Origin of the sequence: Yoonia ponticola, assembly GCF_014199395.1 — a bacterium.
In the GTDB taxonomy this organism is placed as follows: Bacteria; Pseudomonadota; Alphaproteobacteria; order Rhodobacterales; family Rhodobacteraceae; genus Yoonia; species Yoonia ponticola.
Window position 1 is genome coordinate 328872 of record NZ_JACIJM010000005.1, and the last position, 23492, is coordinate 352363.

Below are 23492 nucleotides of genomic sequence, written 5' to 3' on the forward strand. Positions count from 1 at the left end.
CACTTTATGAAACTGATCGAACATCTCGCCCTGCTCACGTACTGGGACGCCGCCGCTGCCATCTTTCTTGGTTTGTCGTATTTTATCTTGGGTTGGGTGATCGAACATCCACCGAAAAACCGCCCGTCTGTGACGAAAATTATGTCCGAAAATCGTCGCGAATGGTTGCGGGTTTTTGTCTTTCGCGACCCGCGCATTTTCGACAGCCAAATCATGGGTAGCCTACGTCAAAGCACGGCGTTCTTTGCGTCGACATGCGTTTTTGCTATCGGTGGTGTGTTCGCATTGATCGCAAACACGGACCCGTTGCGGGGCGTTGCCGCTGAAATCACCACCGATGACGTGCCGATTGTCGTTTGGCAGGTCAAATTGGCCCTTGTCGCGTTGATGTTGGTGAATGGATTTTTGAAATTTGTCTGGTCGAACCGGATTTTCGGCTATTGTTCGGTGATGATGGCCGCCGTGCCAAACGACGCGAACCACCCAGACGCGATGGGCCGCGCGATGCAAGCGGCCGAGTTGAACATTCGCGCGGCCGTTAACTTTAACCGCGGATTGCGGTCGATGTATTTCGCGTTGGGCGGGCTGGCGTGGTTGGTCAACTCTACGACCTTCTTTGTCGCGACATTTGCGGTGATCGTCTTGATTTGGTCACGCGAATTTGCGTCCATCCCCCGCGATATTCTGCTAGGGAAGTACCCATGAAAAAACTGTATACTTATGCAATCGCTCTGATGCTCACTGCAGGGCCTACGATGGCCGATGAACCCGAAGTCGTGGATGTCACAGCTACGCAAACTGGCGACACTTGGCGTTTTGACGTGTCGATTTTGCATCCTGATTCTGGCTGGGATCATTACGCGGACGGGTGGGAAGTCATTGATGCAGAGGGCAATCAGCTAGGCCTGCGCCCGCTCGCGCATCCGCATGAAAATGAACAGCCTTTTACGCGTTCGCAAGGCGGCATCGTGATCCCCGACGGCACAACGGAAGTCTACATTCGCACGCGTGATAACGTGGATGGTTGGTTTACAACGCGGACGGCTGTGACCTTAGACTAGGCGTAGCACTTTGTTGGTCGTGCGGAAGCCTCCGGCGGGGATTTGAAGAGAGCCAAAGAAGCGGGGCGGCGGGTTAACGCCGTCCTTCGCGCACCCACGCACCGATGATCAGAAGTGATGCCAGCAGCAAAAACGCCCATGCGGGGAGCAGTGGCGCGATGCTGATGTCTGCCGTTTGGTAGGCGTCACGTGGGGTGATGCCGAGCCAGCCGCGACCTGCTGCAGGGCGGCCAGCGCGGACGTTGCGCAGGTCGATTGCGCCGTCGGATACGGGGATGATGCCGCCGCGTGTACTGTCAACGATTGGGTCTAGCAGGTCGCCTGTTGCGATGGTTTGTTCAAATTCGCGCGGCGCTGCGGGGCCGAGTGCGATGACCGCATGCAATACGCCGTCTGAAAGGCGGTACAATCCGACTTCTGGTGCGTCCCACAGGGTTTCAAACCGACCGGGGGAGACTTCGGTTAAGGTTAACACGTTTTCGGTGCCGTCGGGGTGGGTGACTGTTACGTCGCCTGTTTCCAATTCCAAAGTCCGGCGAATGATCCGCATGGTTTGACCTGTTGGATCGGCCCACAGTGCTTCTTCTTCGAGTTCGGGTTCTTGCATCATCCAATGCGCGAGGCGGCGTAGCAGTTCGAGCTGCGGTCCGCCACCTTCGTATCCGCGATCCCAGAGCCACGATTGGTCCGATGCGATCAGCGACACGCGGCCTAAGCCGACACGTTCCAGCATCAACAACGGGCGGTCGTCGAGGCCGCTCATCACTGTGGTCGCATTGGGGGCTGTGATTACGTCGACTTGGCGGAACCAACGGCCCCAACCCGGCCCATCGCCCTCGTCAGCAGGCGGGGACAACGCGGCGAGCCCTTCGGTTACGGGGTGCCGATCGCCGATGTCGGTGATTTGTGGCGTGTAGCCTTCCTCAAAAACGCGGGCAGTCGGTGCGCCGGGCAAAACGGCCCCAAGCGGCGAGCGATAGATGCTTTCCGCAGAGCCATATTCAGGGCCGGATGACACCAGCACAGCGCCGCCATTTTCCACATATTGCCGCACATTATCTAGATATTCGTTCGGCAAGATGCCGCGTCGCGAGTAGCGGTCAAAGATGATCAGATCGAATTCGTCAATCTTTTCAAGGAACAACTCGCGTGTGGGGAAGGCGATCAAGGACAATTCGTTGACAGGCACGCCGTCTTGTTTTGCGGGGGGACGCAGAATGGTGAAGTGGACCAGATCAACCGAAGCGTCTGATTTCAGCAGGTTGCGCCACGTCCGTTCGCCGGGGTGTGGTTCGCCTGATACGAGCAAGACGCGTAGGCGGTCGCGGACGCCGTTGATCTGCACAACGGCGCTGTTATTGCGCGGCGTGAGTTCGCCTTCCGCCGTGGGGATTTCGAATTGCAGCACGTTCATGCCGCCGTGTGGCAGGTTGATCGGTAGTTCGACGTCCTGTCCGATGGGGATCTCAAACGGCAGCGGTTCGGCACCATCAATGGCGATGGTCAGCGGGACAAACGCGGTGTCGGCGGGGGCCATGCCTTGATCTTCGACGCGCAATGTCAGGGTCACAGGTTCGCCCAGAATTGCAAAGGCGGGGGCGTTGGACACCACAAGACGGCGGTCCCAGTCGTCGGGTTGTCCGGTTAACAATGTGTGTAGCGGCGCAGGCAGCGCAGGTGCGCGGGCCACGTCATGCAGGCGGCCATCGGTCAAAAGGATCACGCCAGCGATGCGTCCTTGCGGTTCCTCGGCCAATGCCTCGGACAGGCCAGTCATCAACAACGTGCCGCTATCGCCTTCGATTTCGCTGTCACCGACGGATACGATCCGCAATTCGGTATTGTCGAGGCGCGCGACTTCTTGGGTGACGTTGGCGATTGCGGTGGCGGCTTGTTCGGGGCGGTCCGCGATGCGTTGGCTGGCACTCTCATCAACGACAAGAACGACGATGTCGGACAGTGGCGTGCGGTCTTCGCTTTGCAGTGACGGGTTCGCGAGCGCCGCGAGCAAAGCCAGACCGGCCAACCCGCGCAACCACCATCCCGACAAACGCCGCCAAATCGCGAGCGCTACGGCAAGCACGCCAAGTGCGGCGGCGGCCCACAGGACCAGCATCGGCACGAGTGGATCAAGCACGACAGTTGCAGTCATTGGGGCTGGCCTCGATTTAGTTTAGGTTTCGTGCGATCCATCTTTATTGCCCCAAGCGATCTAGCAGGGCAGGGACGTGAACTTGGTCCGATTTATAGTTTCCTGTCAGAACATGCATGATCAGATTGACGCCAAAGCGGTAGGCAATTTCGCGTTGCCGTTCGCCTGCTTGGCCGCGCCCGACAGGGAACATCCGATTGCCATTGTCATCAACCGCCCATGCCCGCGCCCAGTCGTTGCCGCCAATCACGATAGGCGTCACACCGTCGTTGAGATTACGGAACGGCACGCCTTCGGCTTGCTCTGAGACAAGCGGTGCTGCTTCGACCCAGATGTCGCGGGATGCATAGCGACCGGGGAAATCTTGCAGCAGGTAGAATGTGCGGGTCAAGACGTGATCGTCGGGGATGGGTTCAATAGACGGGATATCCAGAGAACGGGCGATTGCCTGCAATTTGCGGCCCTCGGGTGAACCAGTGCCAAACGCGGAGGTGTCTGCGTCGCGTGTATCGAACATGATCATGCCACCACCGCGCAGGTAGCGGTTCAGTTTGGCATAGGCGTCACGGGATGGCAGGGCCTGATCCGCGGTGATGGGCCAGTACAGGAACGGGAAAAACGCGAGTTCGTCCGTTTCGATATTCACGCCCATCGGGGCTGCGGGTTCGATTGACGTGCGGCGGTAGAGCGTTTGCGAGAGGCCCAAAAGACCAGCCTGTGCGACTGCATCCAAATCGTCGTCACCAGTCAAAACGTGGCCGAGTACGACTTCGGATGTGGCGCGTAGAGCAAAGTCATCATCTTGCGCGTCGGCAGGTTGCCCAATCAGCAGCAGGGCGATGCAGAGGGTGGCGGCGACATCCGCGCGGGGGCCACGCAGGCGCCCGCCAATGGCAAGCGACGCTATGACGTCGATGAACAGCATGCCAATCGCGAGTGTGAGCAACCAGCCTTTCAGTGCGGTTTCGCGGGCGACGGTCATGCCTTCGATTGCGATACGTGCAGGCCATGTCGCAGGGCCAAGCGTGCTATCGGCACCCATCACGTTCACCGCGATTTGACGGTCGTCGCCAGTATAAAGACCGGGCTGCATGTCGGGACCGAGGACGGCATCGACGAGCATTTCGCCAGCAACACCGGGCAGGGTGCTGCCGTCTTCGAGGCGACCCGTCGCGTCCATCACCTTGTTCGGCAGCCATGTGCTACCTGCGAGATCGTCGATGGTCGGGGCTTGGGTGCTGGTGGAGACGGCCAAGCGTTCCAGCATTTGCACAAACAGGCCGGACAGGGGCAGCGTGGACCATTCCGCGTTGGCAGTCACGTGAACCAGCACGATCTGACCTTCGCCGGAGGTTGCGCGGGTGACAAGCGGCGTGCCGTCTGCAAGCTGGGCAATCACGCGATCAGCAAGCGTGGGGTCCGGTTGGGCCATGACTTGTGCGGTGACGGTGACATCGTCGGGGATGGGCAGGCCAAAGAACGGCGAGTCTTCGGTGAATGGGGCTAGCGATTTGGGCTCGCCCCACGACATCGCACCACCCACGCTGCGACCGCCAGAACGTAGGCGGACAGGCAACAGCGGGTCCTGTTCCAAGCGGCCTGTTTCTGATGCGGCTAGGCGTGGCCCTGCGAAACGCAGCAACAAGCCGCCGTTTGCGACCCAATCCAGCACGTCGTCCGCCTCTGATCCGGCCAAGGTTGCCACGTCGGCCAGCACGATCACGTCCGGGTTCGCCAGAAGAATGTCATCCAGCGAACCGTCGATCAGGTCGGCTGTGGGCGCTAAGGCTTCGCGCAGGTAGAACAGCGGGGACAGCAATTCCAATCCCTCGCGGTCGTCGCGGCCAGCGATTAGCGCCACTTCGCGGCGTTTCAATGTATCGTCGGTCAGGCTGACGGCAGCGGCGGAAAGTGCGCCCGTGATCTCGAACCGTGTGATCCGGTTGCGCAGTTCGGGCGGCAAAACCAACGCCGTCTCGGCCACGGCGTCGCCTGCTTTGAAATTGAGCGAAACTGTCGCCAACTGCCGTTCCACACCTGCCGGATCAAGTCCGATTGCGGTCAATGCGGGGCTGGCTGCTTGGCCTGTTGGCGTGCGTGTGGCTGATACGATGATTTCACCGTCTTCAAAACGCGGCGGGCGGAGGCCGTAGGTTTGGCGAGGCGATTGGAATACGGTGACTGTGCCTTGGGCTTCAAGTGCGGCCAACAAATCAGCGCGGCTGTCGCGGGCCAAGCCGTCGGAAAGCCAATAGGTGTCAAATCCGGTGTCAAAGGTCGCCGCGAAATCGCTTAGCTCTTTGGCTAAGGGTTCCCAAGCGTGTGGTGTGATGTTGGGCAATGTCTGGGCCACGACGTCTGCTGCTTGGAAGATCAAACCATCGCTTGGCAGATCCGTTAGTGTGGTCACGGCGGCGGTGCGTCCCTGACGCGCTGCTTCGGCTAAAAGGTCGTCCATGCGGTCTTGGCGGGCGGGCCAGTCGCGGGCGTCGGCCCATGTGCCGTCAGCGATGATGAGCAACGGGCCCGAACCAGTCGCTTGGGTTTGCGGGTTTAATACCGGTCCTGCAAAGCCCGCGATAATGGCGGCGACTGCGATCAGGCGCAAAAGCAAAAGCCACCACGGCGTGCGGTCAGATTGGCTTTCGCTGTCTTGCAGGCCGAGCAAAAGCGCAACACCGGGGAAGCGGCGTTTGATCGGCGCAGGTGGGACGGCACGCAGCAAGAGCCACAAGAGAGGCAGGGCGGCGAGGCCGAGCAGAAGCCACGGAGAGGTGAAGGCAAGAGGGCCGATGGACCACATTAGAGGGGATTCCTTGTGGTTGGCCGCTGGGGTTTCACCCCAGACCCCAGAGTTGTTCTGGCGAAATGAAGGGGCGCGCAGGTCATGCGTGGCGTTCCAATGCGCCGTAGATCCACATCAATGCGGTGTTTGCGGCCGCGTTCGTGTGGTGCGTTTGGAACTGCCATCCGGTGACGCGGGCGAGGGTTTGCAGCTCGTCTTTGCGCTGGGCAAGGCGGTCGAGGTAGCGGGCTTTGAGGTCGCCTGCCTTGAGGGTTTCGTGCTGCATCGCACCGGTCATGGATTGGAAAATGGTGCGGCCGTCGAAGGGGAATGCTTCTTCTTGCGGGTCAAGAATTTGCAGTAATGCGCCGCGCACGCCGCGATCTGCTGCTTTGTGCAAGGCATCGTGGGTTGGTTGCAGGTCGCCTAGAAAATCACTGATGAAAAGGGCGCGGGAATGGGGCAGCATGCCTTGGGACTCTGGTGTGCCGTAGTCTTGATCGGTGTTTTCGGCAAGGACGGCGGCCATTTGCACAAGCTGCTGTTCGCCGCGTTTGGGTGGCAGGCGTAGACCGGTAAGGCCAACACGTTCACCGCCACGGATCAGCAGGATTGCTGTGGCAAGTGCGACAGTGCGGGCGCGGTGGCCTTTGCTGGATAGGTTTTGGTTGGATGTGAACGACATGGCTGCTGCTTGATCGACCCAAAGCAGGATGGATTGCGCGATTTGCCATTCTTTGTCTTGCACGAAATTGGTGTCGGATCGGGCTGATCTGCGCCAATCGATGCTACGCGCCTCATCCGTTACCTGAGCGGGTCGGTACTGCCAGAACGTGTCGCCAGTGCCCGCCCTACGCCGTCCGTGATCGCCCAAAAGAACGGTCGCGGCCAAATGCTCTGCTTCCGCCAGAAGCGGGGGCAGCGCGGATGCGAGGTGTTCGGCGTCAGAGCGCAGGGAAAGCGGTGTTGTCACGCCGCCGCCTCTACCTTTGTGATCTGGCTGGCTGTTGTGTTGATCACGTTCTGGATCGTTTCACCACGCGCACGGGCCGCGAAAGTCAGCGCCATGCGGTGTTCCAACACGGGGATCGCCATGCGCATCACGTCTTCGGCGGACGGGGCGAGACGCCCTTCGAGCAAGGCTTGCGCACGCACGGTCAACATCAAGGCTTGGGCCGCACGCGGGCCCGGCCCCCAGCCGACGTTTTGACGCACGATATCAGGGGCATCCGCATCAGGGCGGCAAGCGCGAACCAGATCAAGGATCATCTCGACGATGTTCTCACCAACCGGCATCCGGCGCAGCAAGGTCTGTGCGTCTAGCAGTTCGGCAGCCGAGAAAATCGCGGTTGCGTCTTCTTCGGCAACCCCAGTTGTGGCCAGCAAAATGTCACGTTCGGCATCGCGATCAGGGTAGGGGACGTCGATCTGTACGAGAAAGCGGTCGAGCTGGGCTTCGGGCAGCGGATAGGTGCCTTCTTGTTCAATCGGGTTTTGCGTCGCAAGCACATGGAACGGCGTGCCAAGCGGGCGGTGTTCGCCTGCGATTGTGACTTCTTTTTCCTGCATCGCTTGCAACAGCGCGGATTGGGTGCGCGGCGAGGCGCGGTTGATTTCGTCGGCCATCAAAAGCTGGCAGAACACAGGCCCTTCGATGAACCGGAACGCACGCGATCCATCAGCGGCTTGATCGAGAATTTCTGAGCCAAGGATATCGGCGGGCATCAGGTCAGGGGTGAACTGAATGCGGTTGCCATGCAGGCCCATCACGGTGGACAATGTATCAACAAGGCGGGTTTTCCCCAATCCGGGCAGGCCGATCAAAACCGCATGACCACCGCAGATCAGAGCAGTCAAAGTTAGGTCCACGACACGCTCTTGCCCGATAAAGCGTTTGGCAATCGAGGCCCGCGCAAGGGCGAGCTTGCCGCCAAGGGCTTCGATATCTGCAACGAGGTCGGTGGCATTGGTCATGACTTTTCCTTAGGCAATCTATATAAGATCATAACATCAGATAACCCAAAGAACCCCAATGGCAAAAAGCACACCAGACCCAATGCCTGCACAAAAAAACGTGACCGCTTCGGCGGAAAGTCTCGCATCAGCGGCAAGAACGGCGTCAAAAGGCACAAAAAAAGGGCCAGCGCCCGTGCATTTGTGGAATCCGCCGTTCTGCGGTGACATCGATATGCGGATCGCGCGGGATGGGACGTGGTTTTATCTGGGCACGCCGATTGGCCGTAAAGAGTTGGTTAAGCTGTTTGCGACGATCATGCGCCGCGATGGGGATGATTATTTTCTCGTCACGCCTGTCGAAAAGGTGGGGATCACGGTTGATGACGCGCCTTTTGTGGCGATTGATTTTGATCGCGTGGGCGATGATTTGCGATTTGTTACGAACGTCGATGACGAAGTGACAGCCGGACCAGATCACCCTATTCGCGTTGAGCGTGATGCAGAGACGGGCGAGCCGTCGCCATATGTGTTGATCCGTGCGAACCTAGAAGCCCTGATTGACCGCAAGTCGTTTTACCGATTGGTTGATCTGGGCGAAGAAGACATGGTCGATGGGGTGGCTTGGTTTGGTGTCCGTTCTGGCGGTGTGTTTTTTCCGATAATTCCGGCGGCTGACCTCGTTTAATCGCGCAAAGTTGTTGAAATTACGCGAATATCACCCATAAATACGTCTTATAGTTGCATCTGATCTATGGACCCCAATGATAAAATATTGCGCGAACCTATCGACCTTGTTCCCTGAACTGCCGTTCCTAGAAAGGTTCGGCGCAGCGCGGTCTGCGGGGTTCGGCGCGGTTGAAGTGTTGTTTCCCTACGATCATCCGGTGCCGGACATGCTGGATATGTTGGGCCGCAACGAGCAGTCGCTCGCGATGATCACCTGCCCGCCGCCCAATTACACGGGCGGTGAACGCGGCTTTGCTGCGGTGCCGGGGCGCGAGGCGCGGTTTCAGCAGGATTTCCGCCGGACGTTGCGTTATGCAAAAGCGCTGGGCGCAAAACACATTCACATCATGGCGGGGGCGGCTGCTGGACCGGACGCGCTGGCGACTTTTGTCGCAAACCTGCGCTGGGCCACTGCCTTCGCGCCGGAGCAAAGCCTGACGATTGAACCGATGGCGAACATCGCGGTGCCGGGATATTTTCTGAATGATTATGTGCAGGCTCTTGAGATCATTAAAGAAGTTCGTGCGCCGCATCTGGGTATCCAGTTCGACACCTGGCATGCGTTTCAAATTCACGGCAATGTCGGGGATATCTGGGCGCATGTGAAAAACTATGTGACACACGTCCAGTTCGCCCAATCGCCAAGCCGGAATAGTCCTGATGTGGCGGGCGATATCGATTTCACGTCGTTCATGAAACAGATCAAAAAAGACGGCTACAAAGGTTGGGTGTCGGGGGAATATACACCGGATGGTTTGACCGGTAGCAGTCTAAATTGGAAGGCATGATTGGCGACGCAAGGACGCCGCCAATCGGTTGATCTAGTTACGACCAAGGCTTTCCGCGAGGCGCATCAATTGGATCGCTTCGGCACGGTAGCCAAAACTATCGGCACCTTTGCTTTCAGTCGCCAGCGCAATCGCGTCGCCCATTGACCATGATCCAAGGTAGCTGTCACCGCGCAGGATTTGCCCAAAACCAGCGATAGATGCGGCAAATTGGGCTTCTGTGCTGGCGGTACTATCGCGCAGGATCGGCGTCTCGATCAGCTGGCTGACGTCAGTGCCGGGCTCTTTGTAGCGGAGTTTGAGAAAGCCTAGCTCGTCGCGTTCAACTGCTGCCTGTGCCGCACCATAGCGCAACGGATCGGTCATGCGGGCAGGGCTGCCAACGGGGGTGACTTCATACAATGCTGTCACCGTGTGTCCGGCCCCCAGATCGCCCGCGTCAACCGCGTCGTTGTTAAAGTCCTCGCGGTTTAGCGCCCGTGTTTCATAGCCAATCAGGCGGTATTCCGCGATTTGAGTGGGATCAAATTCGACCTGAACTTTCACGTCGCTGGCAATCGGGAACAATGCGCCAGTCAATTGATCTACAAGCACTTTCTGCGCCTCGGAGAGTGTGTCGATATAGGCCGCAGTGCCGTTGCCGTTTTGGGCCAGCGTTTGCATGGTCTGGTCGTTTAGATTGCCACGGCCAAAGCCCAAGACGGACAGGAACGTGCCTGTGTCACGCTTGTCGGCAATGAATTTTTCCAAGCCGTTCGGATCACTTAAGCCCACATTAAAATCACCATCAGTGGCAAGCAAAACGCGGCTGACTTCGCCGTCGCTGCTCATGCTTTCGGCGACCGCATAGGCTTGTTCCAAACCGCCTTGCCCATTGGTGCTGCCGCCCGCGCCAAGTCCGTTCAGCGCGTTGCGGATTTTGGTGCGTTCGGACGCGGGTGTGGGGGCCAAAACTTGTCCCGCCGATCCCGCATATTCGACGATTGCGACTTCATCTTCGGGACGCAACTGGTCGAGCATTAACAGGAACGATTGCTTCAGCAGCGGCAATTTGGACACATCAGACATCGAGCCGGATGTGTCGATCAGGAACACAAGGTTCAGGGCTGGGCGTTCGTCCACAATGGGCAATTCGCCTTGCAGCGCGATGTGAACCAGTTGCGTGTCGGGGTTCCACGGGGTCGGCATCACGCTGACTGTGGGCTGGAACGGATCGCCACCTGCTTCGGGTGCTGCGTAATCATAAGGAAAATAGTTAATCATTTCCTCGATGCGCACAGTCTCGGCGGGCGGTAATTGACCGCGCATGATGGAATTGCGCACGATGGAATAAGACGCGGTGTCCACGTCGATGGAAAACGTCGAAACTGGTTCTTCCGCCGTGACTTTCAGCGGGTTGCTGTCCGCGTTGGCGAAGCTTTCGGTGTTCACCTCTGCCGGTGCAATTTCCATGTTCTGTGCAATCGCACCCAAGGCTACGCCATTCGCCGTGTTGGCCGCATTTGGAATTGGCGCACGTCGGAGGACGACCGGTGGGGCGGGTGCCTCTTGCGGCATGTCCATCATCATTTCCACGTCGGCAGTTTCAGGCGCGATTGGGACCAAAACGCGGCGGGTGTTTGCGTCGTCGTCCGCCGTGACTTCGGCCAGCTTTTGAACCTCGTTTGACATAGCCGCCTCGGGCATCGGGTCAATCGGATCAACAATGTCCGCTGGCATATCGACCTCTGGAACAGCGACTATATCGGCATCAGGGGCTGTGGGCGTGACCTTGGTTTCTAGCCACATGTCTTGCCCTGTAGGCGTGAGAAAAAGAAAGCCGCAAGCCACAAGCGCCGTTGTCGCGGTCAGCCCGCCTTTTGATGTAAACGTCGAAAGCATTGTCGTTACTCCTGTCCAGAGGCCGTTCAGGCCGGTTGCAGGGGTAGGACGCGGCTGATCCGTCGATCCTTGGATATTATCGAAGTTTTTTTGCGCAAGAGCCAGATCAGCGGCACGTTTTTGCGCGTCCGGCTTGGGCGTCGTCATCATGGCTTTGAGGTCGTCTAGATCGTCATTCATTGCGCGTCCTCCTTTTCTTTTATGGCTTTCAGGGCCTTCTTGGCCTCTGAAATACGCCAGCTGATTGTGCCCTCTGACACGCCCATCACCTCGGCTGCGGCTGCGTGCGTCATGTCGTCGAGGACCAGCGCAAGCGTGTCGCGCAGGTCTGGTGCAAGCTGCGCCATTGCTTGGGTCAACCAGTCGATTTGTTCTGCGGTTTCATGGATCACGGCAGTTCGCGCGTTTTCCCAGTCGCCCCAGCCATCACTGGCTTTGGCATAGGTCGCCTGCTTGCGGCGTCTGTCGTGGGCGGCGTTCATCGCGACGCGGTAAAGCCAAGTCGTGACCTTTGCGCGCCGCTGATAACTGGCCAGTTTCGCAGGTAACGCCGCGCAAATGTCTTGCGTCAAATCTTCGGCCTCGGACCGCTGTCCTGTCATCCGAAAGCAATAGGCGAACAAGCGGTCGTAATGACGGTCGAGCAAGCTGGCAAAGGCTTGTCCGTCCCCACTGGCGGCCGCATAGGCCAAGTCTTCGTCGCTGGTTGTCATACGCATCACGCCTATAGGACGGATGCGAATGGTCAATCCTTGGCGGTTATCTGACTTTATTTATTGGCGCTTATATGCGCGTGAAATGCTGTGGTCAGTGTGTCGCGATCCGACGGGGCATGTACCCGCTGCGTGATCGCGCCATCAGCATCGAAAAACAACAGCGTCGCATGCGCCGAGTTGTGACGGTCGGCAAATGCGCTGCCAACGTCCGACGCGATGCTTGCGACGCGATACTCGAGGTCGCTATTTTCGACCGTTTCCATCGCGGCCCGTGTTTCTTTTTGCAGGGCAACGCAGATCGGACAGCTTGGGTCGTGGACTTGGACAATGACGGGCATGCCAGAGCCAACAATGCTGAGATCTTGTTCTGCAAGGTCCGCGCGTACTTTGTTCACCCCAAGCAGGCCAATGCCACCAATCGCGACGATGCCGCCCAAGATGTACGGCGCTTTCGCGAGAAATGACCGCCGTGTCGTGACCTCTGGTGCTGATATTTGGGATTTTTTCGTGGATTTCGTGGATTTACGAGATTTTTTCATAGGACCGATCGTGACTTTATTTTTGCACACCCTAGACGGTTTTAGCAGGGGCGGGGGTCACGATTGGTTGATCTGTTTTGATCTTCGCCGCGACCATATTCAAAGTAATCGTCGCGGCGAAGATCAGTCGTTTTAAACCGACGTGCAGATGTATTTCATTTCCATATAGTCATCCATCCCGTGGCTCGACCCTTCGCGTCCAAGGCCCGATTGCTTGACGCCGCCGAAAGGCGCAACTTCGGTGGAAATGATCCCCGTGTTCACGCCTACGATGCCGTATTCCAGCGCCTCGGCGACTTTGGTCACGCGGCTGAGGTCTTTGGCGTAGAAGTAAGACGCGAGGCCAAAGATTGTGTCGTTGGCTTGTGCAATCACATCGTCTTCGTCGTCGAATTTAAACAGGGGTGCGAAGGGACCGAATGTCTCGTCTGTCGCGACTTGCATCGTTTTATTGGCGCCCGTCACGATTGTTGGCTCAAAGAACATGCCGCCCAATGCGTGGGGTTTGCCGCCTGTCAGCAGTGTCGCGCCCTTGGATAGCGCGTCTTTAAGGTGCTCTTGCACTTTTTCGACGGCTTTCGGTTCGATCAGCGGGCCAAGCGTGGTGCCGTCTTCCAGCCCGTCGCCGACTTTCAAGGCGTCGACAGCGGTTTTCAACTTTTCTGCAAAGGCATCATAAACGCCTGCTTGGACGTAAATTCGGTTCGCACAGACGCACGTCTGGCCGTTGTTGCGGAATTTACAGGCAATCGCGCCTTCAACGGCAGCATCGAGATCAGCATCATCAAATACGATGAACGGCGCGTTGCCACCCAATTCCATCGAACACTTCATCACCTGATCGGCGGCTTGTTTCAGCAAAATGCGCCCGACTTGCGTGGACCCTGTAAAGGTCAGTTTACGCACGATGGGGTTTTCGCAGAACTCTTTGCCGACGCCTGACGCATCTTCGGACGGTACCACCGCAAACAGGCCTGCTGGCACGCCTGCTTCTTCACCAAGTTTCGCCATAGCGAGTGCGGACAGCGGTGTTTGCGACGCGGGACGCACGACAAAAGCACAGCCCGCAGCCAATGCTGGAGCCACCTTGCGCGCAATCATCGCATTTGGGAAATTCCACGGCGTAATGCCAGCGGCGACGCCAATTGGTTGTTTGATCACTTGGATGCGTTTGTCAGCCATATGGCCCGGAATCGTTTGGCCATACGCACGCTTGGCCTCTTCACCGAACCATTCAAGGAACGACGCGCCATAGGCGACTTCACCCCGAGATTCGACGAGCGGCTTGCCTTGCTCTGCGGTCATAATCTGCGCGAGGTCTTCTTGGTTCTCCATCAAAAGGTCGAACCATTTGCGCAGCACTTTGGACCGCTCTTTAGCGGCCAAGGCAGCCCAGTCTTTTTGCGCGGCTTGCGCATGTGTGATCGCATCGGACACGTCTTCACGTGATAAATCAGTGACTTGCGCGATCACGTCGCCCCGCGCGGGGTTCACCACATCAAACGTTTTTCCGTCCGTCGCATCAATCCATTTGCCGCCAACATAGGCTTTCGTGCAGATCAGATCAGGGCGGGACAAACGTCCGGCAAGGTCGGTTTTTTGGTCAAGCATCACAGTCTCCCCATTGTGTTGCTGTATATCTGGGGGGGCTGACTGCTTAGGTAAAGGATAAAAGCGAAATTGATCTGGCTGGCGAGTTAGACATCAACGACTTCAGCGCCGAGATAGTGCAATACCGACGTGTCATTCAGGGCATAGGGAAAGCCGCCGAAGGCAGGTTCTGCGATCATCACCAGCGTATTCTTGTGGTCGATTTTGCGCAGGTAGGTATCCGTCAGGTCGCCATTCAGAAATTCGCTTAACCGCTCGCGATGACCGCCAAAGACGACCTCGACATGAGCGATATCGATGAAAGCGTCGGGCAGTTCTCGGGTCAAGTCCTCGGGTGTGTTCAGTTCGCTGTGAAAGCAGTAGTGGCGGGCGCTGGCGATATCATCGAAGTTTCCGGCAAAGAAATGCACCCGCGTTTTGTCGTGCGGCAGTGGTGCGCCACGTGTCGGGGTGGATTTGCGTCGCCCTAACGGCAGCAGATTGGCCAAATTAAAGGGCAGGCCATTATTGAGCAGGAAAGACGGTGTGAAGCGACGAAATATAGACATGATGTGAATGTGCAGATGTTCGGCGGCAGTGTCACGTCGATATTGATTGCGCTTTATGGAAAACTGTACCGCTCCCGCAGGGCGTTGTTGATCAGTATGGAACCAATGCGGGCCATCGCAGTTAAGCAGACGGGGGCAGGTGGTCGCCGCGAACACGATATTTTAGATATTAACGCAGATGGAAACGAAACCGTAACCAAATGTCTGTACGGTCCGGTTCATCATATCGTTGGCTAACACCGCCTACTGCTGATTGTTAAAAGGCCCTCCCACGGTGTGGGGTGGTTGACCACGCATGTCAGTGTCTTCGTGACTGTTGCATAGCAACACCACTTAACTGACCCCACCGTATGGTGATTTCACGGCACTTGATCGCTGTGCTATCACTCCCCGATTGTTACAAAAGGTGCTGCCATGCCTGATTCTATGCTATTCAACCGTCGCACATTCAGTGCGATGCTCTTGGCCTCGACGGCCGCGTGCGCACGTAGTGTGCCGGACTCGAGCCCGCCCGAAGAATTCGTTCCCCAGATTAACTTTCTGGATGGATACGGCCCGATACAGGACGGTGAATACCACCTTCCTGGCATTCCTGACACCTACACCCAAGGTATTAACCGCCGCATGACTGGCGAATATCTGGGTGAACAGAGTAGCGGAACGATCGACGTCGATCCCTATGCAAAGTTCCTCTACAACGTCAAAAGCGACGGCACTGCCGTGCGTTACCCCGTTGGCGTTGGACGGCAAGGCCGTTCGATCAATGGCGGTGCCACGATCAAGCTCAAGCGTGAATGGCCCGGTTGGACGCCAACGCAGAATATGCTGCGCACAGAGCCAGAAGTTTATGAACCCTTCAGGTCCGGTGTGCCGGGTGGGTTGAGCAGCCCATTGGGTAGCCGTGCGCTGTACCTGTATCGCGGTAGCCGCGACACATATTACCGGATTCACGGCACCAACGACCTCGAGTCTATCGGGAATTCTGGTTCTGCGGGCTGTATCCGTATGTTCAACCAAGATATCATTCATCTGTTTGAACAGGTCGATATCCCGACCAAGGTACACATTCGTAGCCGCGAAGAATCTATGCGCGTTGATCCGGAAAACTATGAACGTGGTGTTGAATTGCCGCCTAAAATCGTTTCTCGCGAAGAACTCTTTGGCACATCGACGCCAAATGCGGACGACGTAGAGCTATTTACCGATAGTTAAGCCGACTTGATGCGGTTTTGGGGTAAGGAATTCCCCCAAAACCGCGTCTGGCGCGTCATCTGCGTTTGTAAAACGGCTGTGCATTTCCTAGATTGATCTTACAACGATTAACTCAGGGATTTTTCCATATGGCCGATTTCGACGCGCAGATTCAACAGTCTCAAGAACAGGTTGCTGAGGCGCAAACCAAGATCGCAGCTTTGACCAGCCGGATTGAGACGGCTCGTCAGAAGATGGCGACTGGCACTGATATCTCGGTTGATATCGAAAATGCATCCCTCGACGAAGTCCACGCACACACGGAACTGATGAATGCGAATATCGCCGAACTCATCATGGGTCTGGACGATGTAACCTCTGCGTTTTCCAAAGACTTTGACGAGATGCGCAACAAAACCGGCATGGAAACTTTCATCGGTTTCTTTTCAAAGGCCAAGGCGGACAGCATGCGTCAGGAACGGATGCGTACCGCGTCGGTCGATGACAAGCTGCAAGACCTGATTTCCAAATCCGACGTCATCACCAAATTACTGCAAACGCAGTTGGCTGAATTGAACGAGCAAAAAGTCAGCGTTGAAAATAACCTGACGGGTACGCTGGACGAACGCGAAGTCACCGTTGGTGAACTTGAAACCGCCCGCGCCGATATTCTGGCGATGGACCCCGCGATTATCGCGCTTGAGAACAAGATTTCCGTAGAGCAGGACGCCGCCGCACGCACCAAGCTGGAAAGCGAACTTGCGGGCCAGAACGCGAAGTACAACGAACTGGTGCAGCAAGAGCAGGTCTTAGTCGCGAAATCCCAGACGCTGGAACGCTACATCGAAAAAGGCAAAACCTGGATCGACTCGCTGCAAAACCAAGCGGCGACGCAGATGGTGCTGATTAACAAGCTTGAGACAGACACCAAACAGCGCGTGGTGTTGTATGATGCGCTGTCTAAATCGTTGAAAACCGCGCAACAACAAGACGTTGCCCACCAGATCAACGAAATCGGTGTGAAAACAGACCAAGAAGCCCAAACCGCAATGGCCGCCATCGGTGCCGCGACAAACAACCGGATGGCCGACATGCTGGAAGCCCACGAAGACCACATGGTATTCGCGCGCGAAGTGCTAGAGCAAAAGGCGAAAGCGGACGAGCGGTTCGTGCGGCGCTTTGCGAAGATCGTCGAAAAGCATGATAGCAATGAGTATGGTGCGTAAGCCTCTCATTCTTATAATAGGGCTGCCGCTTTTAGCTTTCCTTGTCGTTCTGGGGTGGGGTGTTGCCGTTACAGGCGATCCCTTCGCCGAAAGCTTGGTTCAGGCGACTGCAATGGTACCATTTCTGATCGTTGGGGTGGTTCTTGCTGGTTTCGGCGCTGTTTTTGCTTTGGAAACGTTCTTAGGATTGGTTTCGCTGTTGGGAATGGCTGTTCTTTTGCCTATTATGGGGCGCGACGTCGCTGCTGCTTGGAGCAATAAAATGACTGCTTTTGAACGTGGGATCGCGAATTGGATAAGAACTGTTGGCAGCCACAGCGAGACACGTAAATGAACACCGACCTCGCAGACGACCATTTCAAACTTGAAGATACCCGCGTCACGCGGCGCTATTTCGACAAGTTTGAACGGATCACGCAGTACCTCAACAAGGTTGCCGCGACGATGGAGGCCGAGCAGCGGCTGTCGCGCAATGACATCAAAGCGGTTGCCACGTACTTGGTCGGGCTGAATATTACATTCCGGTCGCTCGCCCATAAATACCATTTCTCTGGTCGGTTTTCCCATGCGGGGCAGCTGACTTTTGACCGCGTGGAAAGCGGCTTTCCGGTCTATCAAGAACTGCTTGAAATGGCGAATGACGCGCTTCAGGCCGAACGGCATTTGGCGACAATGCCGTCGTCGGAAGAGCTAAAAGATCAGATGGTCCGCGCGATTGTGGGCGATCAGGAAATCCCGACAAAGCTGCAATATGCCCTGTCCCAACGGCTTTATTACGAAGAACTGATCAAAGGCCGGCAATTCTACGCCCGCAACGATCCGCAAGCGGTTTGGCTGGGCAATGAAGGCGACAGGCGGACGTTCCAAATCCACTGGGCGGTTTATGATAGCCAAGTGAACCTGCCGACAATTTACCTGATGGACGTGGAGGACACTGGGCGCGTCGGTTTGCCGAAAGACGAACGCCGTTGGCCCGAAGCACAGGCGCATTTGATGGCGCAATCCGTAGCGCATCTGAAACTGTTGACGATTGCCAAGGGCTTTGATGAAGATTTCGACGATCTGCACCCGACGCGCTTGCGTCGTTTCCATATCGGGCCGATGTATTCGAACGCGTTTACCCGTCAATCTGGCCCATTGCGCGAGGTGCTAGAGCAAGCGAACAGCCCCATCGGTGACGATTGGGCGCTGGTCTGGACCGAAGAAGAATTGATCGCGGAACGCGTGGAACGTGTGAAATCCGGTTGGTTCGGCACCGTCGAACGTCAGATTTTCGCGCTCGATCCCTTCGCGGCGCAAGGCAGCGACACAGGGGCGACACGGATGGAACGGTCCCTGATTATGCCCGAACGGCCCTATCAAGCGCTTGCAGAACGCAATCCGCCGGGGTTTCGGGATGTGCGTAAATTCGTCGTCAGCGACCGTGGGCGCGTAATTAGTTATCGGTGAGGTGTGATCTGAAGTCTCGGTAATAGATTTCGCAGGAAACAGACTTTTAATAAAAGTCTTCGCATCAAACCCAAAATTTGAATGAAGTGAGTGATGAGACCATGAGCCAAACAAGTGATCAGATGGAACTGCGCGAAGAAGATATTCGCAGCCATTACGCCGCAGCGCTTGACCTGATTGACGGGTTCGACCATGCGCCGCGCGTCGCTGCAGCAACTGCTGAGGCACCTGTTGAACGCTCTAGTGGTGTGGGCACGCGCCGCAGGTTTCGGTCTACGACCCCCGGTTTGGCGACACGCCGCACGGTTCGCGCCGAAGGCATCCAGCTGACCACGCGTATCGAAGCGGTCGAAGGCGGCGATGGTTTGACGTCGCCGTTGCAAGCCACAGTCCTGCAAAGCCTGCGCCGCGCGATTGCAATTGCGCTGGGCGTCGCGGATCAATTCGCCGAACGCACTGCCTTGAAGGACCTGAAACGAGCGAACCTTGAAGGCGGATTGGCCGATGCGAAACGCGCCGAATTTTCGGAACTACTGACCGCCGAAGCGCTTGTTACGCTGTATGTTTTTGGCTCTGCCACCGCGTTTTTGCTGTCATCCCATGCGTCTGAGGAAACAGTCGAAGTGGGCGAAGTCGAAGAGATTTTGACCGACAACGGCCAGCTTGCGTTGCACGGCGTCCTTTGGGAATTGGACGAAGACATCGCGACCCACGCCTCGTCCGAGCCAAAGCTGACGGCGACAATTCTCGCTTTCGCCGAGGCGTTGATGGACAAGGTCGCAGGCCGCGCCAGCACCGCTGGTCGTCTCGCGCCGTTCACCGATGCGTCGTGGCGTGTCGAGGCCGATGATTTCACTGTTAATGGTTTTAGCCCCGCGACCAAGGCCAAGGGCACAACCCTGACGATGCAGTTCAAAAAACCAAACGAAGTTGTCGGCAACCACATCGCGAAATATCAAGCGATGAAGCTGGCGAAAATGGTAATGGCCTACGACTTTGATCGTCGCCTGAACCCGTTTGCCGAGCTTGGCGGGTTTATCTTTACCTTTATGGGCGACGGCAAACCGGGGACGGGTAAGACGACGCTGATCCAGATGATGGCGGGTTTGGTGAATGAATACTGTCAGGTCGCGGGCTATCCGTTCCGCTACCAGAACCTGAGCACCGACAATATCGACAGCTATCAGGGCAAGTCGGGACAAAACGCAAAAGCGTTTATTAACAACATTCTAGACCCTAGCGTCATCGGTTTCGGCACCATTGACGACATCGACCAGCTCGCGGGGAAACGCGGTGATCGGCAGTCCAGCGCAGGGCAGCTCGAAATTACAGCTGTACTGATGGAAAGCTTCGCTGGCGCGAATACGGTGGTGCGCGGGAATTGCACCTTTGGTATGTTCTCGAATTATCCCGAAAACGTCGATGATGCGCTACGGCAACGGGCGGGCGCGCGTTTCCTCGTGGACGGGCCGCAGACGCAGGACGATTACATCGACATTCTGTACCTGCTGATGGGTAAAAACCACGATATTCCAGTGGGCAACCATGAAGTATTCAGTGCGCAAGAAATCAAAAAAGCGGTCGCGGCGTCCTTTGAGGGCCACGCAAAACCGCATGAAGAAGGCTTGATGCGCGTATTTGACCGGATCAGCGGCCAAGTCGGGGAATTGGACACAATCGCCAAAATGGGAACCTACCTGAAAGGTATCCAAGAGGCGGACGAACGCTTTACCGGACGTGCGATCAAGAACATCACCGACGCGGTGAAAGTCCGCGCAATGGACTTTGAACTGCCCGACGAATGGATGGAAAATCCAGAAATGTTCCTGTTCAAAGACTACGACACCAAAAAAGCGATGATTTCTGACCTGCGCCAACCGATCACGACCGACATGGTGCTGCAAGAAATCAACCGCTACGCTGACAGTGAATTCCGTTACGCTGACAAATCCGACGAAGTGGCAATCGAAAACATGGTGCGCGATTTCGCACGCCAAGAAGAAGCAAAGCGGCGCTACCTGAAAGCGCAGGGTTAATGGCAGATGTATTGAGCACAAGCCTCGTCTTTCCAGCGCTTTTCTTGGCGCTGGTCGGCTGGCTTGTGCCCAAATTACTGTCCACCGTGATGCCCGAAGGGGTAAAACCGCTCTTGGTGCTATCGATCCTGTCAGTGCTTATCATGGTCGTCATCACCAGCGGCCTGTTCGTTTTCCTCTACTTGGCCCAAGGTGCAACTTTGTCGTTATTCACCCAAGCAAGCTTTGGCGATAATATGATGTTTTTACTCAGATTATCCGTGTCAGCAGGGATCATATGGGCACCGATTATGGTGCTGTCGATAGCGGGTCTGCCGCGCACATGGACGTCGGTGGAATGGTAAGTTGCGAGATGATGGAATGACCGATGCATAGACTAATCGAAAACGGCCTGATGTTTGGCAACCTTATCCGCGTTGATAGTCCGATCTTGGTCGAGCGGTACAATCGTGCGCTGCAGCATTTGACGCGGCGCGAAACGGCGTTAGCCGAATTTCACATCGACATTTCAGGATATTCCCCTGAGGTGGGGGCTGAATTGGGCGACGATCAGTACCTTAATCATGCGGGTGTAAACCGTCAGTTTATTTTACTGACGACCGATCAGAAAACCGCCCCTTTGTTGAATGCCAAATTCTCGACGTCGCGCGGAATACTCAAACAATTTATCCAAGATAATGAGGCTGAGCTTTTTGCGCTGACCACACGTGATGCTGTGGCGGGCGAGTTGGTGAACTCTGTCTATGACGTTGATACCCCACGCAAATTGTTCGACATCCGCAAGGTAACAGTTGAGGCGGACACGACCAAAGGCACGGTCGCCACAGCTAAAAAGCTGCGCGATATGATCTCGGAATTCAAAACAAAACCGGATGCGTGGTTCGATGATGTTTTAATCGGTCGGATGATCACCTTGGCCAAGAAAACGGGCGACGTGACGCGCAATCCGGTGACGCTTGCCTCTGCTGAGTTTGGGCAGGACAATTTCTGGACCGCGCATTTTGGCGGCATCTATATCTTTCGCGGGGTCGAGCATCCGGCAGCGATTATTCACGGCGACAAATCGGCGTTAAAAGACCTGCCGATTGCGTTCGAATTTGACTTCGAGGAACGGCGCGGGATTGCGAAATTCTTGCAGCTGAACGATTTGGCCGAACCGATTGTCAAAGCCCGCGGCGTCGATGCCGCCGCGATTCTGCATCAAAAGATGGATTTTATGGTGGCAGAGGTCGCGTCAACGATGGGCGAGGATCTGACAGGGGCCACGCGTCGCGATCTGCGCGCACTCGGGCGGCGCTATGCGACGTTGCTGCCAGAAGCATGGCAGGGGCTTGCGGCGCTTGCACGGTGGGCAGAAGAGGGCGGTCCGTGGCCTAAGATTTCAGCAGATCATCCAGCTTATTTCTACACGCTGCGGGCGAAAGATCACGCCGATGCGGATCTTGTGAATATGCTGCTAGCCGAGTTGTCACCGCTAGATATTCGTCAATTGTTCATCTGCCATAAAGAGACATTTTACAAAACATACGCCGGTTGGTCGGACGAAAAACGGTCCTATGTCGTCGATTTTCTGGTGCGCGAATATCAGGTGGATAAGGCAGGCACGCGCGAGGCGCTCTTTGGCCACGAGGCCACAATGGAAGAACCGGTTGCTGCCCCTGTGCGGCCCACGGGTCCGTGGACAAACAATGGTGGCTATGAAATCCGCCATGACGTGATAGAACGTGTTGGCCCTTGGGGCCGCATCGGAGGAAAATAAGCGATGGGATTTGTCAGGCTTGTTGTGTTTGGATTTATCGGCCTTGGGGTGATTTATCTTTCGATTTCAGTGTATTCACGGTCTGTCCGTCGCGAAAAGCTCGAAGAACAATACGACGAAAATCCGATTGCGAATATGACGCGCCGCGAGTTCGTTGAAAACGGTGTGAAGTCGTATAATAACAGCTTTCGTCCTAAGCTAATCGCCCTTGTCTTTGTGATCCCACCCGCCATTGTGGCAGCGATCATTTATGTAATTAACGCGAATTGAGGTCCAATATGCGCCGTCTCCGTATCATCTTTCGTGTCGTTTTGTTTCTGATCCTTGGGTCATTTTTCCATTACGTCTTACCGCAACACGATGTCGTTCAAATCACGCAGGTCGAGACCAAGCGGACCGACTTTGGTGGGTTTAACAAATGGTTTTATGCGCAACAGGATAGCGGCAGCGCTGTGATGGAAAACCGCGATATTTTCTATATCTATGCGGACCGGAAAAAGACGTTTCTGTTTGGTTTGATTGCACGGGATGCCACGGGCGTAATGGTCTACCGCAACGAGGATACGGGCTGGATCTGGCCGCCATATTTCAAATTTGACAGCTCGAACCTGCAAGCCGAAGCGGCGAGCCTTGCGCGGCGCGAAGCAACATCAGAGGGTGGTAACTGGTCTGTCGTGACGAACTATGGCTGGCGGATTCCGTTCCTGTCGATCTTCCCGAATGCGGTTGATGTGAAACCCGCAACTGGCCCTGATCATCAGGTCACGCCGTGGTTCAATATCTTCTTCTTTATTGCGCTGATTATCGGGTTCTTTTTCGTTCGCGCGATGTGGATGCAGTTACGGGAACGGTCGGTCGATCCAATGCTTGATAGTGCGGGGCATCGGTTGGATGAAGTGCAAGCTGGTGTCGCAGAACGCCAAGGTCGCATGCGGCGCTGGATGAACACGTGGCGGTCCAAAGACAACCAGCGTTGATCCAAATGTAGGCTTACGCCTACGACATGATGGGTTGGGGGGCTTTGCCCCCCGCCGCGTTCCGCGTCGTCCCCCAGGATTTAGAAAAAGT

At 56.3% G+C, this 23492-nt stretch carries 23 protein-coding genes; 14 read left to right on the forward strand and 9 right to left on the reverse strand.

The features are described from left to right. The first annotated feature begins 6 nt into the window (after positions 1–6). Entirely contained in the window at positions 7–705 is a 699-nt protein-coding gene (locus FHS72_RS11060; protein ID WP_183529033.1) for a DUF599 domain-containing protein, read from the forward strand. Further along, positions 702–1061, forward strand: coding sequence for a hypothetical protein (locus FHS72_RS11065; RefSeq protein ID WP_183529035.1), 360 nt, complete (start codon positions 702–704; stop codon positions 1059–1061). The genes FHS72_RS11060 and FHS72_RS11065 overlap by 4 nt, the downstream gene beginning before the upstream one ends. A gap of 73 nt (positions 1062–1134) precedes the next feature. Here the strand turns inward: FHS72_RS11065 and FHS72_RS11070 are convergent, their stop codons facing one another. From FHS72_RS11070 to FHS72_RS11085, 4 genes are all read right to left on the reverse strand, one after another. Further along, the gene (locus FHS72_RS11070) at positions 1135–3213 is read right to left on the reverse strand and encodes a hypothetical protein (protein WP_183529036.1); all 2079 of its coding nucleotides are present in this window, start codon (positions 3211–3213) and stop codon (positions 1135–1137) included. A 43-nt stretch (positions 3214–3256) separates the two neighbouring features. Continuing rightward, positions 3257–6016: a DUF4159 domain-containing protein gene (locus tag FHS72_RS11075; RefSeq protein WP_183529038.1), complete on the reverse strand. Its 2760-nt coding sequence runs from the start codon at positions 6014–6016 to the stop codon at positions 3257–3259. Positions 6017–6098: 82 nt separating this feature from the next. Further along, positions 6099–6971, reverse strand: a complete 873-nt coding sequence (locus FHS72_RS11080; protein WP_183529040.1) for a DUF58 domain-containing protein — start codon at positions 6969–6971, stop codon at positions 6099–6101. Then, a complete protein-coding gene (locus FHS72_RS11085; RefSeq protein ID WP_183529042.1) occupies positions 6968–7972 on the reverse strand; it encodes an AAA family ATPase in 1005 nt (334 codons plus the stop codon). The genes FHS72_RS11080 and FHS72_RS11085 overlap by 4 nt, the downstream gene beginning before the upstream one ends. An 82-nt stretch (positions 7973–8054) precedes the next feature. Here FHS72_RS11085 and FHS72_RS11090 point away from each other — a divergent pair, with 82 nt between their 5' ends. Beyond that, complete coding sequence (locus FHS72_RS11090; protein ID WP_183529135.1) at positions 8055–8639, forward strand: DUF1285 domain-containing protein; 585 nt, start codon at positions 8055–8057, stop codon at positions 8637–8639. Between the two features lie 76 nt (positions 8640–8715). After that, the gene (locus FHS72_RS11095; protein WP_183529044.1) at positions 8716–9468 is read left to right on the forward strand and encodes a hydroxypyruvate isomerase family protein; all 753 of its coding nucleotides are present in this window, start codon (positions 8716–8718) and stop codon (positions 9466–9468) included. 33 nt (positions 9469–9501) lie between these two features. On the opposite strand, the gene FHS72_RS11100 is transcribed toward FHS72_RS11095, so the two are convergent. The 5 genes from FHS72_RS11100 to FHS72_RS11120 form a co-directional block, all read right to left on the reverse strand. After that, a complete protein-coding gene (locus FHS72_RS11100) occupies positions 9502–11529 on the reverse strand; it encodes a vWA domain-containing protein (protein ID WP_183529046.1) in 2028 nt (675 codons plus the stop codon). Then, a complete protein-coding gene (locus tag FHS72_RS11105; protein WP_183529048.1) occupies positions 11526–12062 on the reverse strand; it encodes an RNA polymerase sigma factor in 537 nt (178 codons plus the stop codon). The genes FHS72_RS11100 and FHS72_RS11105 overlap by 4 nt, the downstream gene beginning before the upstream one ends. Positions 12063–12118: 56 nt before the next feature. Beyond that, entirely contained in the window at positions 12119–12604 is a 486-nt protein-coding gene (locus FHS72_RS11110; RefSeq protein WP_183529050.1) for a thioredoxin domain-containing protein, read from the reverse strand. Positions 12605–12736: 132 nt separating this feature from the next. Continuing rightward, positions 12737–14215, reverse strand: a complete 1479-nt coding sequence (locus FHS72_RS11115) for an NAD-dependent succinate-semialdehyde dehydrogenase (protein WP_183529052.1) — start codon at positions 14213–14215, stop codon at positions 12737–12739. Positions 14216–14301: 86 nt separating this feature from the next. After that, a complete protein-coding gene (locus tag FHS72_RS11120; protein WP_183529054.1) occupies positions 14302–14763 on the reverse strand; it encodes a hypothetical protein in 462 nt (153 codons plus the stop codon). Positions 14764–14766: 3 nt separating this feature from the next. Between FHS72_RS11120 and FHS72_RS11125 the strand changes: the two genes are divergently transcribed. From FHS72_RS11125 to FHS72_RS11170, 10 genes are all read left to right on the forward strand, one after another. Continuing rightward, entirely contained in the window at positions 14767–15000 is a 234-nt protein-coding gene (locus FHS72_RS11125; RefSeq protein ID WP_183529056.1) for a hypothetical protein, read from the forward strand. Between the two features lie 177 nt (positions 15001–15177). Continuing rightward, on the forward strand, positions 15178–15975 hold the full coding sequence (locus FHS72_RS11130; RefSeq protein ID WP_183529058.1) for a L,D-transpeptidase: 798 nt from the start codon (positions 15178–15180) through the stop codon (positions 15973–15975). 128 nt (positions 15976–16103) lie between these two features. After that, positions 16104–17180 (forward strand): coiled-coil domain-containing protein, encoded by a 1077-nt coding sequence (locus FHS72_RS11135; RefSeq protein WP_183529060.1) that lies wholly within the window; start codon positions 16104–16106, stop codon positions 17178–17180. Continuing rightward, positions 17164–17514 (forward strand): hypothetical protein, encoded by a 351-nt coding sequence (locus FHS72_RS11140; protein ID WP_221235399.1) that lies wholly within the window; start codon positions 17164–17166, stop codon positions 17512–17514. Before FHS72_RS11135 ends, FHS72_RS11140 begins: the two co-directional genes overlap by 17 nt. Continuing rightward, on the forward strand, positions 17511–18629 hold the full coding sequence (locus tag FHS72_RS11145) for a hypothetical protein (RefSeq protein WP_183529064.1): 1119 nt from the start codon (positions 17511–17513) through the stop codon (positions 18627–18629). The genes FHS72_RS11140 and FHS72_RS11145 overlap by 4 nt, the downstream gene beginning before the upstream one ends. A gap of 101 nt (positions 18630–18730) precedes the next feature. Continuing rightward, positions 18731–20665 carry an AAA family ATPase gene (locus tag FHS72_RS11150; protein ID WP_183529066.1) on the forward strand — a complete coding sequence of 645 codons (1935 nt, stop codon included), beginning with the start codon at positions 18731–18733 and terminating at the stop codon, positions 20663–20665. Further along, complete coding sequence (locus FHS72_RS11155; protein WP_183529068.1) at positions 20665–21009, forward strand: hypothetical protein; 345 nt, start codon at positions 20665–20667, stop codon at positions 21007–21009. The genes FHS72_RS11150 and FHS72_RS11155 overlap by 1 nt, the downstream gene beginning before the upstream one ends. A gap of 23 nt (positions 21010–21032) precedes the next feature. Continuing rightward, the gene (locus tag FHS72_RS11160) at positions 21033–22424 is read left to right on the forward strand and encodes a DUF6638 family protein (protein ID WP_183529071.1); all 1392 of its coding nucleotides are present in this window, start codon (positions 21033–21035) and stop codon (positions 22422–22424) included. Positions 22425–22427: 3 nt separating this feature from the next. After that, positions 22428–22694 carry a hypothetical protein gene (locus FHS72_RS11165; protein ID WP_183529073.1) on the forward strand — a complete coding sequence of 89 codons (267 nt, stop codon included), beginning with the start codon at positions 22428–22430 and terminating at the stop codon, positions 22692–22694. An 8-nt stretch (positions 22695–22702) separates the two neighbouring features. Beyond that, the gene (locus FHS72_RS11170) at positions 22703–23401 is read left to right on the forward strand and encodes a DUF1523 family protein (protein ID WP_183529075.1); all 699 of its coding nucleotides are present in this window, start codon (positions 22703–22705) and stop codon (positions 23399–23401) included. Positions 23402–23492: the final 91 nt, after the last annotated feature.

What these genes read in the sequence shown, in the direction of transcription:
- FHS72_RS11060 (WP_183529033.1), top strand. Translation starts at nt 7, where the DNA reads ATGAAACTGATCGAACATCTCGCCCTGCTCACGTACTGGGACGCCGCC.
- FHS72_RS11065 (WP_183529035.1), top strand. Translation starts at nt 702, where the DNA reads ATGAAAAAACTGTATACTTATGCAATCGCTCTGATGCTCACTGCAGGG.
- FHS72_RS11070 (WP_183529036.1), bottom strand. Translation starts at nt 3,213, where the DNA reads ATGACTGCAACTGTCGTGCTTGATCCACTCGTGCCGATGCTGGTCCTG.
- FHS72_RS11075 (WP_183529038.1), bottom strand. Translation starts at nt 6,016, where the DNA reads ATGTGGTCCATCGGCCCTCTTGCCTTCACCTCTCCGTGGCTTCTGCTC.
- FHS72_RS11085 (WP_183529042.1), bottom strand. Translation starts at nt 7,972, where the DNA reads ATGACCAATGCCACCGACCTCGTTGCAGATATCGAAGCCCTTGGCGGC.
- FHS72_RS11090 (WP_183529135.1), top strand. Translation starts at nt 8,055, where the DNA reads ATGCCTGCACAAAAAAACGTGACCGCTTCGGCGGAAAGTCTCGCATCA.
- FHS72_RS11095 (WP_183529044.1), top strand. Translation starts at nt 8,716, where the DNA reads ATGATAAAATATTGCGCGAACCTATCGACCTTGTTCCCTGAACTGCCG.
- FHS72_RS11100 (WP_183529046.1), bottom strand. Translation starts at nt 11,529, where the DNA reads ATGAATGACGATCTAGACGACCTCAAAGCCATGATGACGACGCCCAAG.
- FHS72_RS11105 (WP_183529048.1), bottom strand. Translation starts at nt 12,062, where the DNA reads ATGACAACCAGCGACGAAGACTTGGCCTATGCGGCCGCCAGTGGGGAC.
- FHS72_RS11110 (WP_183529050.1), bottom strand. Translation starts at nt 12,604, where the DNA reads ATGAAAAAATCTCGTAAATCCACGAAATCCACGAAAAAATCCCAAATA.
- FHS72_RS11115 (WP_183529052.1), bottom strand. Translation starts at nt 14,215, where the DNA reads ATGCTTGACCAAAAAACCGACCTTGCCGGACGTTTGTCCCGCCCTGAT.
- FHS72_RS11120 (WP_183529054.1), bottom strand. Translation starts at nt 14,763, where the DNA reads ATGTCTATATTTCGTCGCTTCACACCGTCTTTCCTGCTCAATAATGGC.
- FHS72_RS11130 (WP_183529058.1), top strand. Translation starts at nt 15,178, where the DNA reads ATGCCTGATTCTATGCTATTCAACCGTCGCACATTCAGTGCGATGCTC.
- FHS72_RS11135 (WP_183529060.1), top strand. Translation starts at nt 16,104, where the DNA reads ATGGCCGATTTCGACGCGCAGATTCAACAGTCTCAAGAACAGGTTGCT.
- FHS72_RS11140 (WP_221235399.1), top strand. Translation starts at nt 17,164, where the DNA reads ATGAGTATGGTGCGTAAGCCTCTCATTCTTATAATAGGGCTGCCGCTT.
- FHS72_RS11145 (WP_183529064.1), top strand. Translation starts at nt 17,511, where the DNA reads ATGAACACCGACCTCGCAGACGACCATTTCAAACTTGAAGATACCCGC.
- FHS72_RS11150 (WP_183529066.1), top strand. Translation starts at nt 18,731, where the DNA reads ATGAGCCAAACAAGTGATCAGATGGAACTGCGCGAAGAAGATATTCGC.
- FHS72_RS11155 (WP_183529068.1), top strand. Translation starts at nt 20,665, where the DNA reads ATGGCAGATGTATTGAGCACAAGCCTCGTCTTTCCAGCGCTTTTCTTG.
- FHS72_RS11160 (WP_183529071.1), top strand. Translation starts at nt 21,033, where the DNA reads ATGCATAGACTAATCGAAAACGGCCTGATGTTTGGCAACCTTATCCGC.
- FHS72_RS11165 (WP_183529073.1), top strand. Translation starts at nt 22,428, where the DNA reads ATGGGATTTGTCAGGCTTGTTGTGTTTGGATTTATCGGCCTTGGGGTG.
- FHS72_RS11170 (WP_183529075.1), top strand. Translation starts at nt 22,703, where the DNA reads ATGCGCCGTCTCCGTATCATCTTTCGTGTCGTTTTGTTTCTGATCCTT.